Source organism: Aeromicrobium endophyticum, from assembly GCF_003586285.1.
In the GTDB taxonomy this organism is placed as follows: Bacteria; Actinomycetota; Actinomycetes; order Propionibacteriales; family Nocardioidaceae; genus Aeromicrobium; species Aeromicrobium endophyticum.
Genome location: NZ_QUBR01000001.1, coordinates 1,761,967 through 1,776,138, shown reverse-complemented (window position 1 = coordinate 1,776,138; position 14,172 = coordinate 1,761,967). Strand labels below are relative to the sequence as shown.

At 69.9% G+C, this 14,172-nt stretch carries 14 protein-coding genes; 4 read left to right on the top strand and 10 right to left on the bottom strand.

Annotated features, from left to right (window positions below; genetic code table 11):
* Nucleotides 1-60 precede the first annotated feature (60 nt).
* The 6 genes from DX116_RS08775 to DX116_RS08750 are packed head-to-tail and all read right to left on the bottom strand — an operon-like array spanning nucleotide 61 to nucleotide 7,099.
* The gene (locus DX116_RS08775) at nucleotides 61-1,743 is read right to left on the bottom strand and encodes a CocE/NonD family hydrolase (protein ID WP_119703720.1); all 1,683 of its coding nucleotides are present in this window, start codon (nucleotides 1,741-1,743) and stop codon (nucleotides 61-63) included.
* On the bottom strand, nucleotides 1,740-2,597 hold the full coding sequence (locus tag DX116_RS08770) for an ABC transporter ATP-binding protein (RefSeq protein ID WP_119703719.1): 858 nt from the start codon (nucleotides 2,595-2,597) through the stop codon (nucleotides 1,740-1,742). Before DX116_RS08770 ends, DX116_RS08775 begins: the two co-directional genes overlap by 4 nt.
* Nucleotides 2,590-3,588, bottom strand: coding sequence for an ABC transporter ATP-binding protein (locus DX116_RS08765; RefSeq protein ID WP_119703718.1), 999 nt, complete (start codon nucleotides 3,586-3,588; stop codon nucleotides 2,590-2,592). Before DX116_RS08765 ends, DX116_RS08770 begins: the two co-directional genes overlap by 8 nt.
* Entirely contained in the window at nucleotides 3,585-4,451 is an 867-nt protein-coding gene (locus DX116_RS08760) for an ABC transporter permease (protein WP_119703717.1), read from the bottom strand. Before DX116_RS08760 ends, DX116_RS08765 begins: the two co-directional genes overlap by 4 nt.
* Nucleotides 4,448-5,401 carry an ABC transporter permease gene (locus DX116_RS08755; RefSeq protein ID WP_199715966.1) on the bottom strand — a complete coding sequence of 318 codons (954 nt, stop codon included), beginning with the start codon at nucleotides 5,399-5,401 and terminating at the stop codon, nucleotides 4,448-4,450. The genes DX116_RS08760 and DX116_RS08755 overlap by 4 nt, the downstream gene beginning before the upstream one ends.
* A gap of 6 nt (nucleotides 5,402-5,407) precedes the next feature.
* Complete coding sequence (locus DX116_RS08750) at nucleotides 5,408-7,099, bottom strand: ABC transporter substrate-binding protein (RefSeq protein ID WP_158591944.1); 1,692 nt, start codon at nucleotides 7,097-7,099, stop codon at nucleotides 5,408-5,410.
* A 166-nt stretch (nucleotides 7,100-7,265) separates the two neighbouring features.
* Between DX116_RS08750 and DX116_RS08745 the strand changes: the two genes are divergently transcribed.
* On the top strand, nucleotides 7,266-7,847 hold the full coding sequence (locus DX116_RS08745) for a TetR/AcrR family transcriptional regulator (RefSeq protein WP_119703715.1): 582 nt from the start codon (nucleotides 7,266-7,268) through the stop codon (nucleotides 7,845-7,847).
* Nucleotides 7,848-8,167: 320 nt separating this feature from the next.
* On the opposite strand, the gene DX116_RS08740 is transcribed toward DX116_RS08745, so the two are convergent.
* Together DX116_RS08740 and DX116_RS08735 are read right to left on the bottom strand one after the other, a co-directional pair.
* Complete coding sequence (locus tag DX116_RS08740) at nucleotides 8,168-9,802, bottom strand: amidohydrolase (RefSeq protein WP_119703714.1); 1,635 nt, start codon at nucleotides 9,800-9,802, stop codon at nucleotides 8,168-8,170.
* A 286-nt stretch (nucleotides 9,803-10,088) separates the two neighbouring features.
* The gene (locus tag DX116_RS08735; RefSeq protein WP_119703713.1) at nucleotides 10,089-10,556 is read right to left on the bottom strand and encodes a VOC family protein; all 468 of its coding nucleotides are present in this window, start codon (nucleotides 10,554-10,556) and stop codon (nucleotides 10,089-10,091) included.
* Between the two features lie 103 nt (nucleotides 10,557-10,659).
* Here DX116_RS08735 and DX116_RS08730 point away from each other — a divergent pair, with 103 nt between their 5' ends.
* The gene (locus DX116_RS08730; RefSeq protein WP_119703712.1) at nucleotides 10,660-11,715 is read left to right on the top strand and encodes a helix-turn-helix transcriptional regulator; all 1,056 of its coding nucleotides are present in this window, start codon (nucleotides 10,660-10,662) and stop codon (nucleotides 11,713-11,715) included.
* Between the two features lie 15 nt (nucleotides 11,716-11,730).
* Here the strand turns inward: DX116_RS08730 and wrbA are convergent, their stop codons facing one another.
* Together wrbA and DX116_RS08720 are read right to left on the bottom strand one after the other, a co-directional pair.
* Entirely contained in the window at nucleotides 11,731-12,318 is a 588-nt protein-coding gene (gene wrbA / locus DX116_RS08725; RefSeq protein ID WP_119703711.1) for an NAD(P)H:quinone oxidoreductase, read from the bottom strand.
* Between the two features lie 94 nt (nucleotides 12,319-12,412).
* Nucleotides 12,413-13,135, bottom strand: a complete 723-nt coding sequence (locus DX116_RS08720; RefSeq protein ID WP_119704203.1) for an SDR family oxidoreductase — start codon at nucleotides 13,133-13,135, stop codon at nucleotides 12,413-12,415.
* A gap of 83 nt (nucleotides 13,136-13,218) precedes the next feature.
* On the opposite strand from DX116_RS08720, the gene DX116_RS08715 reads away from it, so the two are divergent.
* Together DX116_RS08715 and DX116_RS08710 are read left to right on the top strand one after the other, a co-directional pair.
* Entirely contained in the window at nucleotides 13,219-13,770 is a 552-nt protein-coding gene (locus DX116_RS08715) for a TetR/AcrR family transcriptional regulator (protein ID WP_119703710.1), read from the top strand.
* A gap of 64 nt (nucleotides 13,771-13,834) precedes the next feature.
* Nucleotides 13,835-14,152, top strand: coding sequence for an ArsR/SmtB family transcription factor (locus DX116_RS08710; RefSeq protein ID WP_199715965.1), 318 nt, complete (start codon nucleotides 13,835-13,837; stop codon nucleotides 14,150-14,152).
* Nucleotides 14,153-14,172: the final 20 nt, after the last annotated feature.

Here is a 14,172-nt window from a genome sequence, read left to right as displayed (position 1 = left end):
GCATGTGCCGACCGCGGTGGGTCGATCTCGATCGGTCTGCGGCGTTCACCCGAGCGTCGCTCAGATGCCGACCGACCCGGGATCGGCGACCATGAGCGTCAGTCGCGCCCCGTTCTGGCCGCCCAGGTGCAGCGTGTGCTCGTTCGTCTCGGTTCTCGTGGTCAGCCACGGGTCCTCGGCGGTGCCGGGGGCGGTGACGTACTCGGGCGAGTCGCTGCCGGCGATCAGCAGCCGGAGCCGGTGACCCTCACGCAGCCGATACCCGACGTGCGCGAGGGAGACGGTGGCCGTCGTGGGCTCGACGGCGTCCCGCACCCGCGACTGTCCGCGTGCCATGAAGCGGGCCGTCCCGTCCGGCGACACGTCGAGCAACCGCACGAAGACGTCGATGAACGGGCCCGTGGTGCTCACGGTGACGTGCAGCTCCACGGGGCCGCAGAGGTCCACCGGTGCTGTCAGCGTGCCGCCCGTGAAGGTCAGGACATCCGGTCGCGCAGAGAGGTGCTGCTCGTCCGCGAGCTCGGCCAGCATCGCGAAGGTGTTGGCGTACGGCGACGGCACGGGGTCCTGGGGGTCGTGGACCCACCGCACGGACGACTCCTCCTCGGCGCCCCCCGTCGAGGAGAGCCGGCCGTCGGACACACCGTCACCGGCCACCAGCGTCAGCGAGGTCGTGTCGCTCGCCGGCGGAGGCCAGGTCTGCGACCGCTGCCAGTCGCCGTTGACGTGCTCCCACGAGACCTTGGCCGGCAGCGGTGCAGCCGGGTCCTCGCGCAGATAGACGTCGAAGAACTCGACGGCGGGGTCGACGGTCCTGCTGATCGACGCCTCCATGGCAGCGGGGCTCACCATGTGATCGGTCGACTCGTCGATGGGCACGTCGCCGTAGTGGTAGGACTCGTGGTCCATGGCCTCGACGCGCAGGTGGAGCAGCGAGCGCCAGGCCGGGCGGCTCATCAGGTCGGCGTAGTCGCGCCAGCCGAAGTGCGCACAGTTGTCGAACCATCCCAGCACCAACAGGGTCGGCACGGCGTGTGCGTCGAAAGGGTGCCCGTTCGGGAACCGACGCGTGACGTCGAGGTGGGGGAAGTCGGCATCCCAGGCGGGCGAACGACGACCGATCGTCTCGAAGAATCGCTCGAACTCCTCGGCGAACGGACGCTGCCACGTGGGCTTCCACAGATAGGTGTCCTGGTCGACGAAGAACGTCGCACGGTACTCGCGGTTGATGAACCACTCCGGTCCGTCGTCGACGATCGGTCCGCCCAGGCGGGTGCCGGTCATGCGCGGCACGATCGCGCGCAGAGCCGAGTGACCGTTGGAGGCCGCCGCCCACTGGGTGAACCCGTAATAAGACTCCCCCCACATGCCCACCCGGCCGTTCGACCACTCCTGCTGGACGATCCAGTCCAGCGTGTCGTGGGCGTCCGCGACCTCGTTGACCCACGGGACTGCCTCGCCCTCCGACCTGTGCTTGCCGCGGACGTCCTGGACCACCACCGCGTAGCCGGCCTCGACGAACCGCGGGGCGATGCGCGGCATGTACGTGTACTCACCGGTCTTGCCGTACGGCAGACGGACCAGGACGGCCTCGGTGGGCTGCCCGCTCGCCGGCAGGTAGACATCGGTGGCCAGCCGCAGACCGTCACGCATGCGCACCATGTGCTCGGTGGCATCGCCGGACGGTTCCCCGGGGCCCACACGCGTGATCGCGATGGTCGGGGTGTCGTCGAGTTTCGTCATGGTCGTTCCTCATCGTGCTGTTCGGGGATGCCTGCGACCCCACCGCGACGCATGGGCGTCCATCCCGCGCGCGGGATGGACGCGACCAGCCGACGCGTGTACTCCTCCTGGGGATCGCGCAGGAGGGCGGTGGCCTCGCCACGCTCGACGACGCGGCCGTGGCGCATCACGACGACGTCGTCGCACAGCTGCCGCACCACGGCCAGGTCGTGCGAGATGAACAAGAAGGCGATCCCGGTGCTGGCCCGGATGTCGGCGAGCAGGTTGAGCACCTGCGCCTGGATCGAGACGTCGAGTGCCGCCACCGCCTCGTCGAGGATCAGGAGCTGGGGCTCGGCCGCCAGCGCCCGGGCGATGGCGACCCGCTGGCGCTGGCCACCGGACAGGTTCTTCGGCAACGAGGCCGCCTGCCGCTCGTCGAGACCGACCTGGTCGAGGAGCTCGTCGATCCGAGCAGATCGTCGCTTGGCGTCACCGTGGCCGCGCAGCCGCAGGGCCTCGTCGAGGCAGTCGCGGACCTGCTGCCGCCGGTCGAGCGACTGGTACGGGTCCTGGAACACCATCTGCGCGATCCCGGCACGACGCCGGCGTTCCCGCGCGGACACCCGGCCGCTCGACCACTCGCGACCGCCGAGCAGGATCTGGCCCGACGTCGGCTGCTCCAGCCCGACGGTCAGGCGCGCGCAGGTCGACTTACCCGATCCGGACTCGCCGACGATGGCCACGGCACCTCCCACCGGCACGACGAGATCGACGCCGTCGACGGCGACCAGCTCTTCGCGTCCTCCGCCATCGGCACGACGTACGTGGAAGACCTTGCGCAGCTCGCGGAGCTCCAGCAACGACTCAGTCATGAGGCAGGACGACCTTTCGCGAGTCGAGGACCTGCTCTGCGAAGTGGCAGGCCACGGAGCCTCCGGCGATCTCACGCAGCTGCGGAACGTCGTCACCACATCGGGGCTGGGCGAGCTCGCACCGGGTGCGGAACGCGCACCCGTCGCCGACCTCGTACGCCGACAAGGGACGACCGGGGACCGCCACGAGCGGTGCACGATCGCCGAGCAGGTCGGGACGGGCGCCCAGCAGCCCGACCGTGTACGGGTGGCCGCTGCGTTCGTGCAGCTCGCGAGCATCCCGGTCCTCGACGATCGAGCCGGCGTACATGACACCGATCCGGTCGCAGACGGCTGCCGCGAGCTCGAGGTCGTGGGTGATGAACAGCATGGCCAGGCCCCGATCGCGCCGCAGCTCGTCGAGGATGGCCATGACCTCCTCCTGCGTCGTCACGTCGAGCGCCGTCGTCGGTTCGTCGGCGAGGATCAGACGAGGCTCGGCCACGAGCGCCGCCGCGATCATGACCCGCTGGAGCAACCCTCCCGACAGCTCGTGCGGGTGCTGCCGCAGTCGCCGCTCGGCGTCGGAGATCCCGACCTCCTTGAGCAGCGCGACCACACGCGCCGTCGCGGCGGAACGGGTGACCTTGCCGTTGAGGCGCAGCGACTCGGTCAGGAAGTCGCCGATCGAGTGCACGGGATTGATGTGCGCCCGGGGGTCCTGGAAGATCATCGCGACGTCGTCGGCCCGCAGACGTCGAAGGTCGGCGGCGCCCATCTCGGGCACCGATGCACCGGCGAAACGGATGTCGCCGGACACCTCGGCCCGCGGCGGGAGCAGCCGCATCACGGCCCGGGCCGTCATCGACTTGCCGGAGCCCGACTCGCCCACGAGCCCGACGGCCTCGCCCGCGGCCACGCTCAGCGACACCTCGTGCAGCACGGTCCGGTGAGCTCCGTTCACCGGCAGGCGCACGCGCAGCCGGTCGATCTCGAGCAGCGGCGACGTCATCGTGCACCAGCCGTCTCGAACCGCTGGGCGACACGCTCGCCGACCAGGTTGAAGGCGACGACCGCGACCACGACGAGCAGCCCCGCGTAGAGCGACTGCTGGGGGTAGCCGTTGATGATGGACGGCTGGCCCTCGGCGACCATGACGCCCCAGTCGGGGCTCGGCGGCTGGATGCCCAGGCCCAGGTACGAGATCGCCGCGAGGTCGAGCATCGCGTATCCGAAGCTGACGGCCGCCTGCGCGACGACCAGTGGCATCAGGTTGGGCACCAGGTGCTTGAAGCAGATCGACCAGCCCGACGCCCCTTGGACCCGCAGCGCCGCGATGTACGGCAGGTTGCGTTCCTTGATCGCGGCGCTGCGAAGCACCCGGGCGACGACCGGGACGTAGGCGATGCTCAGCGCGACGACGGGGGAGACGAAACCGGTGCCGAACAGCGCGACCGCGACGACCGCGAGGATCAGTCCCGGGAAGGCGAAGAGGATGTCGACGACGCGCGACAGTGCGGCGTCGACCCAGCCGCCGAGCCACGCGGCGGTGACGGCCACGGCGACGCCGAGCACGGTCGACAGGAGCACGACGAGAGCCGGGCCCGCAAGACTCACCCTGGTGCCCACGATCAGCCGCGAGAGGATGTCGCGGCCCGTGTCGTCAGTGCCGAGCAGATGGGTCGGGCTCGAGCCCGCGAACACCTCGATGACGTCGGTACGAGTGGGGTCATGGGGAGCGATCCAGGGACCGACCACGGCCACGACGATCAAGGCCAGGCACACGACCCCGCAGAACACGTAGAGGGGGCCGATCGACGCGGCGCGCCTGATGACGTCGGGACGACCACGGGCCGCCAGCTGCGCGGCGCTCATGCGTCCACCGCCGACGCGACGAGCCGCGGGTCGAGGGCGGCACTGATGACGTCGACCACCGTGTTGATGACGACGAACGCCGCGACCATGAACATCGCGATCACCTGCACCACGGCGAGATCCTGCTTGGCCGCGCAGTCGATGAGAAGGGCACCGATGCCGTTGACGCCGAAGGCCTGCTCCGCGACGGCCGTGCCGGCGAACAGGCCGGCGACCGTCAGTCCCGAGATCGTCAGCACCGGAGCAGCCGCGTTGCGCATGACGTGGTGCCGGACGATCGATCGTCGGGGCAGACCGCGGCTCGTCGCCGTCACGACGTGCTCGCTCTCCAGCTCGGCCGAGACCGCCGACCGGGTGATGCGCGAGACGTAGGCGATCCAGGTGAGGCTCAGCGCGACGGCCGGCAACGTCAGGTGCCACAGGCGATCGACGAGCCCAGAGCCCGAACCGTAGATCGGGAACCAGCCCAGCTGCGTCGAGAAGAGCCAGACGAACACGATCGCCGCGACGAACGTCGGCGCCGCCATGCCGATGGTCGTGACGACGGTGACGGCCGTCGAGATGCGCCCGCCCCTGAGCGCCGCCAGGGAGCCCAGTCCGACGCCGATGACGATGATGAGCGTGGCCGCGTAGACGACGAGCATCAGGGAGGTCACGACTCGACTCGCCAGCAGGTCCACGACGTCCGACCGGAACACGACCGACCTGCCCAGGTCACCCTGGAGGAGACCCGACAGCCAGTGCCAGTACTGGCTCCAGAACGGGTCGTTCAGGTGGAAGTCGGCGCGGATCTGCGCCAGCGCTTCGGGATTCGGGGTCGAACCGCCGGCCAGCAGAGCCGCGGGGTCGCCTGGCGACAGGTACAGCGAGCCGAAGATCACGACGCTCGCCACCAGCAGCGTGACGACGAGCCCGAGCAGGCGACGGCCGACGAAGGCAGGTGTCAGCACGGCGGGCTACTTCGTCCCGCCGAGATCGGCTGCCCACGGAGTGCTGATGTAGGAGAACGACGCCGGCGCACCGGTGATGCGCTTGTTCATGAACAGCAAGGAGTAGGCGTTCGCGAACGAGATCTGCAGCCTGGCGGGCGCGAAGACCTTCTGCGCGTCGACGAAGGCGGCAGCAGCAGCCTGCGGGTCGGTGGCCGCTCTCGCTTCCTGCAGCTTCGTCGTGACCTCGTCGTCGGAGTAGCCGGACCAGTTGAAGATCGTGTCGGGCAGGGCGAACAGCGAGGCGTACACGAGCGCTCCTGGGTACTCGATGTATCCGGTCGTGACCACGAAGTCGACGCTCTCGCGCTTGGCCGCGTCGTAGAACAGCTCGGAGAACTCGGTGGCCTGGAGCTGCTTGATCCTGAGCTCGATACCCAGCTCCTTGCCGGCGGCCTGCGCAAGGGTCGCCGCCTGCAGCGTGAGCTGGTCACCTGCGCTGACGGCGATCGTCAGCGTCTTGTCGGGGACCGTCGTCGTCGCCAGGAGCTTCTTGGCCGCGGCCAGGTCGCGATCGGTGTCGGGGAGCGCGTCGTAACCGGCTCGATACGTCGCTGCGGCATCGTCGCCTGACCAGACCAGCTCGGGCGTGAGCGTCTTCTGCACCTCGCCGGCGCCGCGCAGCTGGTTCTTGACGAAGGCCTTCTTGTCGATCGCGAGATCGAGGGCTGCCCGGATCTTCGGGTCGGCGGCAGGGCCGTCGCTCGTCGTGGGGCTCATGCTGATCGACGAGGAGCTCGGCCCGGCGAACACCGATCCGCTGCCGGACTTGCGCAGACCCGCGACACTTCCGGGCGGCAGACCGAACGAGCCGTCGATCTCGCCAGCCGCCAGGGCGCTGGTCAGCGTGGCGTCGTCCGAGATGAACTCGAAGGTCAGGTTCTGGACCTTCGGCTTGCCTCCCCACCACGCGTCGTTCGCCGTGATCTTGATGTCCTTGCCCGAGGTCCACGAGACCAGTGAGTACGCGCCGCTGCACATCAGTCCACCCGAGGGGGTGCCGACCTGGTCACCCGTCTTCTCGGTGAACGCCCGCTGCATGATGTCGCCCGCGATCGATGCCATCGCGTCGCGGAACACCGAGTCGTGGGCGGTGAACGAGATCGTCACCTCGAGCGGCCCCGTCTCCTTGATCGTGTCGACGTTGTCGAAGACCGAAGCGTTGACCGCCTGGGTCTTGGGGTCCATCTGACGCTGGAGGCTGAAGACCACGTCATCGGCCGTGACCTTGCTGCCGTCCCAGAAGGTGGCGTCATCACGCAGCGCGATCACGAACGTCGTGTCGTCGGTCCACTCGGCGCTGGTCGCCAGAGCGCTCGAGATCGACCAGTCGGGCTCGAGGCGCAGGAGACTGTCGCACAAGTTCGTCACGACCGTGTTGGACGACTCGCTGCCGCTCTTGGCCGGGTCGATCGTCGGCGGCTCGCCGTCGGGCAGCGCCCACGTGACGTCCTCGACGGCCCCGGCGCCCTTGGGCGTGGTGTTCACGAGCTCGAGCGCAGCACCGTCACGCTTCGACCCTGTCGTGCCTCCACTGCAGCCACCGGCCACGATCCCTACCGCGGCCACCCCCAGCACGACGGCGACCAAGCGCTGCTTGGGGCGAGATGGCGGGCGCACGAGCAGGCCTGCAGCCTCAGGACGATCCAACAGATTCACAGCTACTCCTCGGCACGTTGAACAACACTGTTGCATAACGATGTTGCAGATAACCATAGGTGGGTCGGGTCACACCGTCAAGGTCCTGTCACGACCTTGCCGTCGAGGACGGGTGCCTCGACGAAGCCGGTGCCCACGCGCCCGAGCGCGACCGTATGCTCGGCTCATGCCGATCGAGGTGAACGTCGACGACCGCCTGCGGGAGATCGCAGCGGCGACCCTCGACGTGGCACGGGAGAGCGGCGTCAACGCAGTGTCGTACCGGTCCGTGGCACGGGCGATGGGCGGTTCCACCGCGATCGTGACGAACTACCTGCCGACGCGAGCGGCGCTCTTGAAGAACGCCCTCGACCACACGATGGCGCTCTGGCACGTCGAGATGGCACGCGTCGTCGCGGAGGCCCGTCCCGGCGACCGCTTACGGACGCTCGCCACCTGGTCGTGCACCACGGAGCCGGATGACCTCGTCATCCGCCACATGCTCATCCACGCACTCGCCGAGCTCGGCCACCCCGTCGCGATCCTGTCCGATCTCCAGCGTGACGCCGACGAGCATCGTCAGGCCCTGCTGCAGGCAGCCACGGACGACGGGGTGCCCGATCCCGCGGCGCTGGCCGATGCGATCTACCTGATCTGCCACGGCTTCTACCTCTCCACGGTCGAGGCTCGCGATGCGTGGCCCGACTCCCGAGCCTCGGCGGCGATCGACGCGGTGCTGGCAAGCGGCGGGCTCCGCAGCCGCTCCTGAACCCCAGCGCGGCTCAGCAGCAGGTCGCAGCACCGCGGGGCTCGCGCTGGAGATTCACGGGACATTCAGCGGTCCCAGCATGGACGGGAGCCTCGCCCAAGCGGTCATCCGAGAGGCACGTCCTCGCGATCCGTGACGATCAGCAGGCCGGTGCTCGTCTCCTAAAACCTGCGGATCGAGCAGCCGGCAACGGGCCACGCCCCAGCCCCTCGGGGCAGATGGGCGCCGGGGGGCTGACAAGATGTTGCCATGCGTGGCAGCCGTGATGTGAGCCTGCCGTAGCAGGACACGCAGCTGCAGGAGGCACTTCGCCCTCGCCCTCAGGGAGTGACCTGACGTCCGTCCACGAAGGTGTGCAGGACGCGCGTGTCCGAGAGCCGGGTGGTGTCCGTCGTCGGGTCGCGGTCGAGGACCGCCAGGTCGGCGGCGAAGCCGGGCTCGAGGACGCCGGTGCTGCTCTCGAGCCCGTTGATGTAGGCGCTGCCGCTGGTGTATGCCCTCAAGGCCTCGGCTGCCGTCAGCCGTTCGGCCTCGACGAGCGGCTCCGCGTCGGTCTCGCCCGGGGGCCGGCGGTTCACCGCGACGTGGATGCCCGCCAACGGATCCGCTGACGAGACCGGCCAGTCGCTGCCGAAGCCGAGCCCGGCGCCCGCGTCGAGCAGCGAGCGGAACAGGTACTGCGACTCGCGCGCGGTGGAGCTCAGGAACGGGAGGGTCAGCTCGTCCATCTGGGCGTCGCGGCACGCCCACAGGGGCTGGGCATTGGCGATCGCGCCGGTCGACGCGAAGCGAGCCAGGTCGTCACGGGCGATGATCTGCAGGTGGGCCAGGTGATGACGGTTGCCACGATCGCCGTTGCGTGCGCGTGCGTGCTCCACCGCGTCGAGGCTGTCGCGCACCGCTCGGTCACCCAGCGCGTGGACGTGCACCTGGAAGTCGAGGGCATCGAGCTGCGCCACGAACTCGCGCAGGTCATCGGCCGGGATGAATGAGATGCCGTGGTTGTCGGTGGCGTGACCGTCACGGTCGAGGTACGGGTCGAGGACCGCCGCGGTGAACGTCTCGCACACTCCGTCCTGCATGATCTTGACCGCCGTGGCCCGCACCCCGTGCGCCAGCGCGCGAGATCGGCGCTCCACGAGCTCCGGGATCTGCTCGGCACCACGGTCGCGGTCCCACCAGAGCGCGAGCACTGCCTTGCCGGTCAGCCGTCCCGTCCCTGCCAGGTCGATGTAGGTGTCGAACGAGTCCGCCATCCCGAGGCCCGTGCCGACGAGCGCGTCCTGCCAGCCCACGATCCCCAGCGAGTGCAGGTGGGCCTGCGCCGAGAGCAGCGCCTCGCGCAGGTCGTCGGACGACGGCCGGGGTGCGATGTCGGCGACCAGGGACATCGCGCCCTCGTGCAGGCACCCGGTCGGCCGCCCGCTCGCGTCGCGCTCGATGCGGCCGTCGGCGGGATCGGGGGTGCGCTCGTCGATCCCGGCCAGCGCCAAGGCCGCGTTGTTGACCCAGGCGCTGTGGTGGTCCCTGTTCGGCAGGTAGACCGGCCGGTCGGGCTCGACGGCATCGAGCAGCGCCGCGGTGGGGGTGCCCCGCTCGAACGCCTCCATGCTCCATCCGCCGCCGAGGATCCACGGGACGTCCGGACGGTTGCGCGCGTAGGCAGCCACGGCCTGGACGCTCTCGTCGGCGGTCGTAGCCCCGCCGAGGTCGCACGCGTTCATCTCCAGCCCGGCCGAGGTCGGGTGGACGTGCGCGTCGTGGAAACCCGGTGTGACCCACGCGCCGTCGAGGTCGCGCACCTCGGTGCTCGACGAGCGTCGAGACGCGGCGTCGTCCGACGACCCGATCGAGACGATGCGCCCGTCGGACACGACCATGCTCCCCCGCTGCCAGACCGACCCGGTCAGGAAGTGCGCGTTGCGCAGGATCAGATCGGCTGGGCTGTCGGTCATGTGGTGTGCCTCCATCTGCTCGGTCGGGGCTCGCGTGGGACGCAGGGTCGCGCTGGCACCCGCTGCGCCGAGCGACGGTGCCAGTCAACACGAGGGCCAGTCGACCGAGGCGACGGACCGGGGTCACCCCACGAGCCGCCAGGTGCTCGACCACCTCGACCGGCAAGTGTCCTGTGACGCCATGGGGCGCCTTCCGCACGATCACGCGCTCCCGGGCGGACGGCGCAGAGGGTGGGGTCGCGGCGCGGACGGGCCGAGCCGTCCGTGCCGCGGGTCGCCCGGGGTCCTAGTCGGTGGGACGGTCGGCGACGACGCCGAGCACCCAGGTCACCCCGAACGGGTCGGTGAGCATGCCGAACCCGGCACTCCAGGCCGATGCTGCCAACGGCTCGACGATCGAGCCGCCGACCGAGAGCCTGTCCCAGTAGCCCTGCACCTCCTCCAAGGACTGCCCTTCCACGGACACGAAGAACGTCTGGTCGGTGATCGTGACGCCGTTCTCGCGACGTGTGGACCCGGCCATACCTGCCGACGGGCCCGCCTGCCCGGGGATGTCGTAGGCGAGGAGGCGGAATCCGTCGGCGGTCTCGACCTGCCCGAAGACGACATGGTCCGCACCCGGTGCATCCCCGGGCATGCCGAGCTCGGCGTAGGTCCGGACGACGGTCCGGCCTCCGAAGACCGACTGGTAGAACTCCAGCGCCGCACGCGCGTCGCCGCGGAAGTTGAGGTGGGTGGTGGTGGTCAAGCTCATGACTTCTCCTGGGTCGATGCCTCGGGGCTTCTCCCCTCGGCACCCTCGAACCTTCCATCCTTGTAGGTCTCTTTCTGTCCTAGACATCACCTAGTGTTCCGGGATGACCACGACCTCGCGGCTGCTCAGCCTGCTGTCGCTGTTGCAGACGAGGCGCGACTGGCCGGGCCCCGTGCTCGCCGAGCGACTGGGAATCAGCCACCGCACCGTGCGTAGAGACGTCAATCGGTTGCGCGAGATGGGCTACAGCATCCACGCCGCCATGGGCCCCGAGGGCGGGTACCGACTCGATGCCGGCAGCGAGCTGCCACCCCTGCTGTTCGACGACGACCAGGTCGTCGCACTCGCCGTGGCGTTGCAGACGGCCGCCACCACAGGCGTGGGTATCGACGAGGCGGCCCTGCGCGCACTCACCACGGTGCGGCAGGTCATGCCCTCGCGGCTGCGCCACAGGCTGAACGCACTGCAGTTCACCACCGTCCAGGGCCGTCCCAGCGACGCCATCCTCGCGCCGGTCTCGCCCGAGGTGCTCGTCACGGTGTCGACGGCTACCCGAGCTCGCGAGGTGCTGCGGTTCGACTACACGGACGGCCGTCCCGAGACCACCTCGCAGCCGACCTCTGCGCGCCGGGTCGAACCCCATCACCTCGTGACCTCGCACGGCCGCTGGTACCTCGTCGCCTGGGATCTCGAGCACGACGACTGGCGCCTGTTCCGCGCCGACCGGATCACGCCTCGGACGCCCAACGGAGCACGGTTCAGCCCGCGCGAGCTACCCGGTGGCGACGTGGCCGCTTACGTGTCGGCCCGTTTCAAGGGCTCCGCGCACGCCAACCGCTGGCCGTGCACCGGCACCGTCATCATCCACCTGCCGGCCGAGCAGGTCCTTCCTTTCGCCGGCGACGGCAGCGTCGAGCACCTCGGGCCCGATCGGTGCGGATTCGAAGCCGGGTCGTGGTCCTGGGTGGCACTGGCCGCATCGCTCAACCGGTTCGACGCCGATGTCGAGGTGGTCGGCCCACCTGAGCTCACCGAGGCGTTCGCGACCCTCGCGTCCCGCAACAGGGCCACCTCGTCGACGACGGCCGAGCATCGAGCACCGAAGCCCACGACGGGGCCCCCGAACCGCACATCGCGATCCGTGGGCTCCGTCACGTGAGGGCGTGGGCGGGGGTCAGCCGCGGAGCTTGCCCGCGACCATGAGCACGCGCGTCACCAGGTGGTCGAGCGCCGCACGGTCGGTGTCGTCCAGGTCGCTCCCGGCGGTCTTGCTCACACCGTAGGGGTTGCCGTCGTTGAACTTGACCTGGTCGGTGTATCCGGGCGGGACGATGATGCCGCCGAAGTGCGCGAACGTCGTGTTCATGGCCTCGAGAGTCGTCTCCTGACCTCCGTGCTGCGTCGAGGTCGAGGTGATCGCGGCATAGACCTTGTCGGCGAGCTTTCCCTCCTGCCACAGCGGTCCGAGGGTGTCGATGAACGCCTGCAGCTGGCTGGTCACGTGGCCGTACCGCGTGCCCGAGCCGAAGATCGCCGCGTCCGCCCAGTCGAGGTCCGCGGGCTCGGCGACCGGCTGGTCGGCGACCGATGCCGCGTGGGCGGCCCATGGCTCGACGCTCTGCACGACGTCGTCCGGCGCGGTCTCCCGCACCCGACGCAGGCGCACCTCGGCGCCGGCGCTCTCGGCCGTCTCGGCCAGGCGGGTGGCCATCGAGTGGATGGTTCCGTAGCTGGAGTAGTAGATGATCGCGAGTTTGGTCATGATTCGACGCTACGTCGGTCCGGCGGTGCCCGCACGACGCAGTGCTGTCGACGGGGCGGGGCGGAGGCAACTCCCCCGCCACCCGCCCCGCGGCTCAGCTGCCCGAGAGCGCCGAGAAGATCCGCTCGTAGCGCTCGCCCGGGCCGAGGGTCAGCCCGGACTTCACGAGCTTCGCCCAGTCGTCGGCCAGCACCTCGTCGAGGCCCGACTCGACGGCGTCCAGGCCGGCAGCCGCGACGGTCGACGGGGCGATCTTCGGCGCGTCCGCACCGGCGCCTGCGCCCATGTCGGTGTCGACCAGGCCCATGTGCACGGCGACGACGTGCGTGCCCTGCCCCGCGAGCTCGAGCCGCGTGCTGTCGGTGAGGCTCCAGGCCGCTGCCTTCGAGGCCGCGTAGGCGCCCGACCCCGGCGTCGTGAACCACGAGAGCGCAGACGCGACGTTGACGATCGCGCCTCCACCGTTGGCCGCCAGCACGGGCGCGAAGGCCTGGGTCATGAGCAGCGGGCCGTAGAAGTTGGTGTCCATCTCGCGCCGGATGGCCGCGACGTCGCCGGAGACGACCGGCGTGCCGGTCGAGATGCCGGCGTTGTTGATCAGGATCTGGACGTCGCCGGCCGCAGCGGCCGCCGCTTGGATCTGCGCCGGGTCGGTGACGTCGAGGCGGATCGGCACGACACCGTCGACGGCCACGTCGCCGGCGCGCGAGGCCGCATAGATCTTCGCGGCACCGCGCTGCTTGAGCTGTGCGACGAACTCGGCGCCGATCCCTCGGTTGGCTCCGGTCACCAGCACCACGGCGTTCTCGATCTGCATGTCCATCCCTATCTGCAACGATCACTATGAATTGATCTCCACGGTAACACATTCCATAGCGATCACTACGGTATGCTGGAGCCATGGCAGGCAGACCGAGGAGCTTCGACCGCGACGAGGCGCTCGCGGCCGCCGTCGAGCAGTTCTGGCGCACCGGCTACGACCAGACGTCGATCGCGATGCTGACCCAGGCGATGGGCGTCACGCCCCCGAGCCTGTACGCGGCCTTCGGCGACAAGGACCACCTCTTTGACGAGGCGTCCACCCGCTACTTCGAGCGCACCTGCGAGGCCGTCGACGCCGCGGCCGCCCAGCCCACCGCCCGCGCGGCCATCGCCCGGATGCTCGACGACACGGCCCGCGCGCACACCGACACCCGCACACCGCTGGGCTGCCTCATGCTGACCGAGCCGCGGCTCGCACCGCAGCGAGAGGCTCTGCGCGACCGGCTCGCGCGGCGCATCGCCCGCGGGGTCGCCGAGGGCGACCTGCCGTCCAGCGTCCGGCCCGACGAGCTGGCCGCCTTCCTCGTGGCCGTCATGCGCGGCATGTCCGGATGCGCTCGCGACGGAGGCACCACCGCCGAGGTGCTCGCCATCGCCGACACCGCGCTGGCAGCCGTCCCGCGCCCATGACCCAGGGCGACCTGCGAACGCATCGAGATAGTGTGATGTGACCGGCGACCGAGGAGAGCACCACGTGACGACCGAGCGAGACCTGTCGGAGGTGCTCAAGGCGCTCGCCAACCCCGCGCGGCTGCAGCTCATGCAGTGGCTGCGCGAGCCGGTGACGAGCTTCGCCGAGTTCGAGCCCATCGCGGACCGGGAGACGGTCGGGGTGTGCGTGACCCACCTCCAGGCCAAGTCGGGCCTCGCCCAGTCCACGGTCTCGAGCTACATGACCACCCTCGAGCGGGCCGGGCTCGTCACCTCGACGCGCGTGGGCAAGTGGACCCACTACCGCCGCGACGAGGCGCGCATCGCCGAGGCGATGGACCTGCTCCACGCGACCATCTGATCGACATATCGCGATAGTTC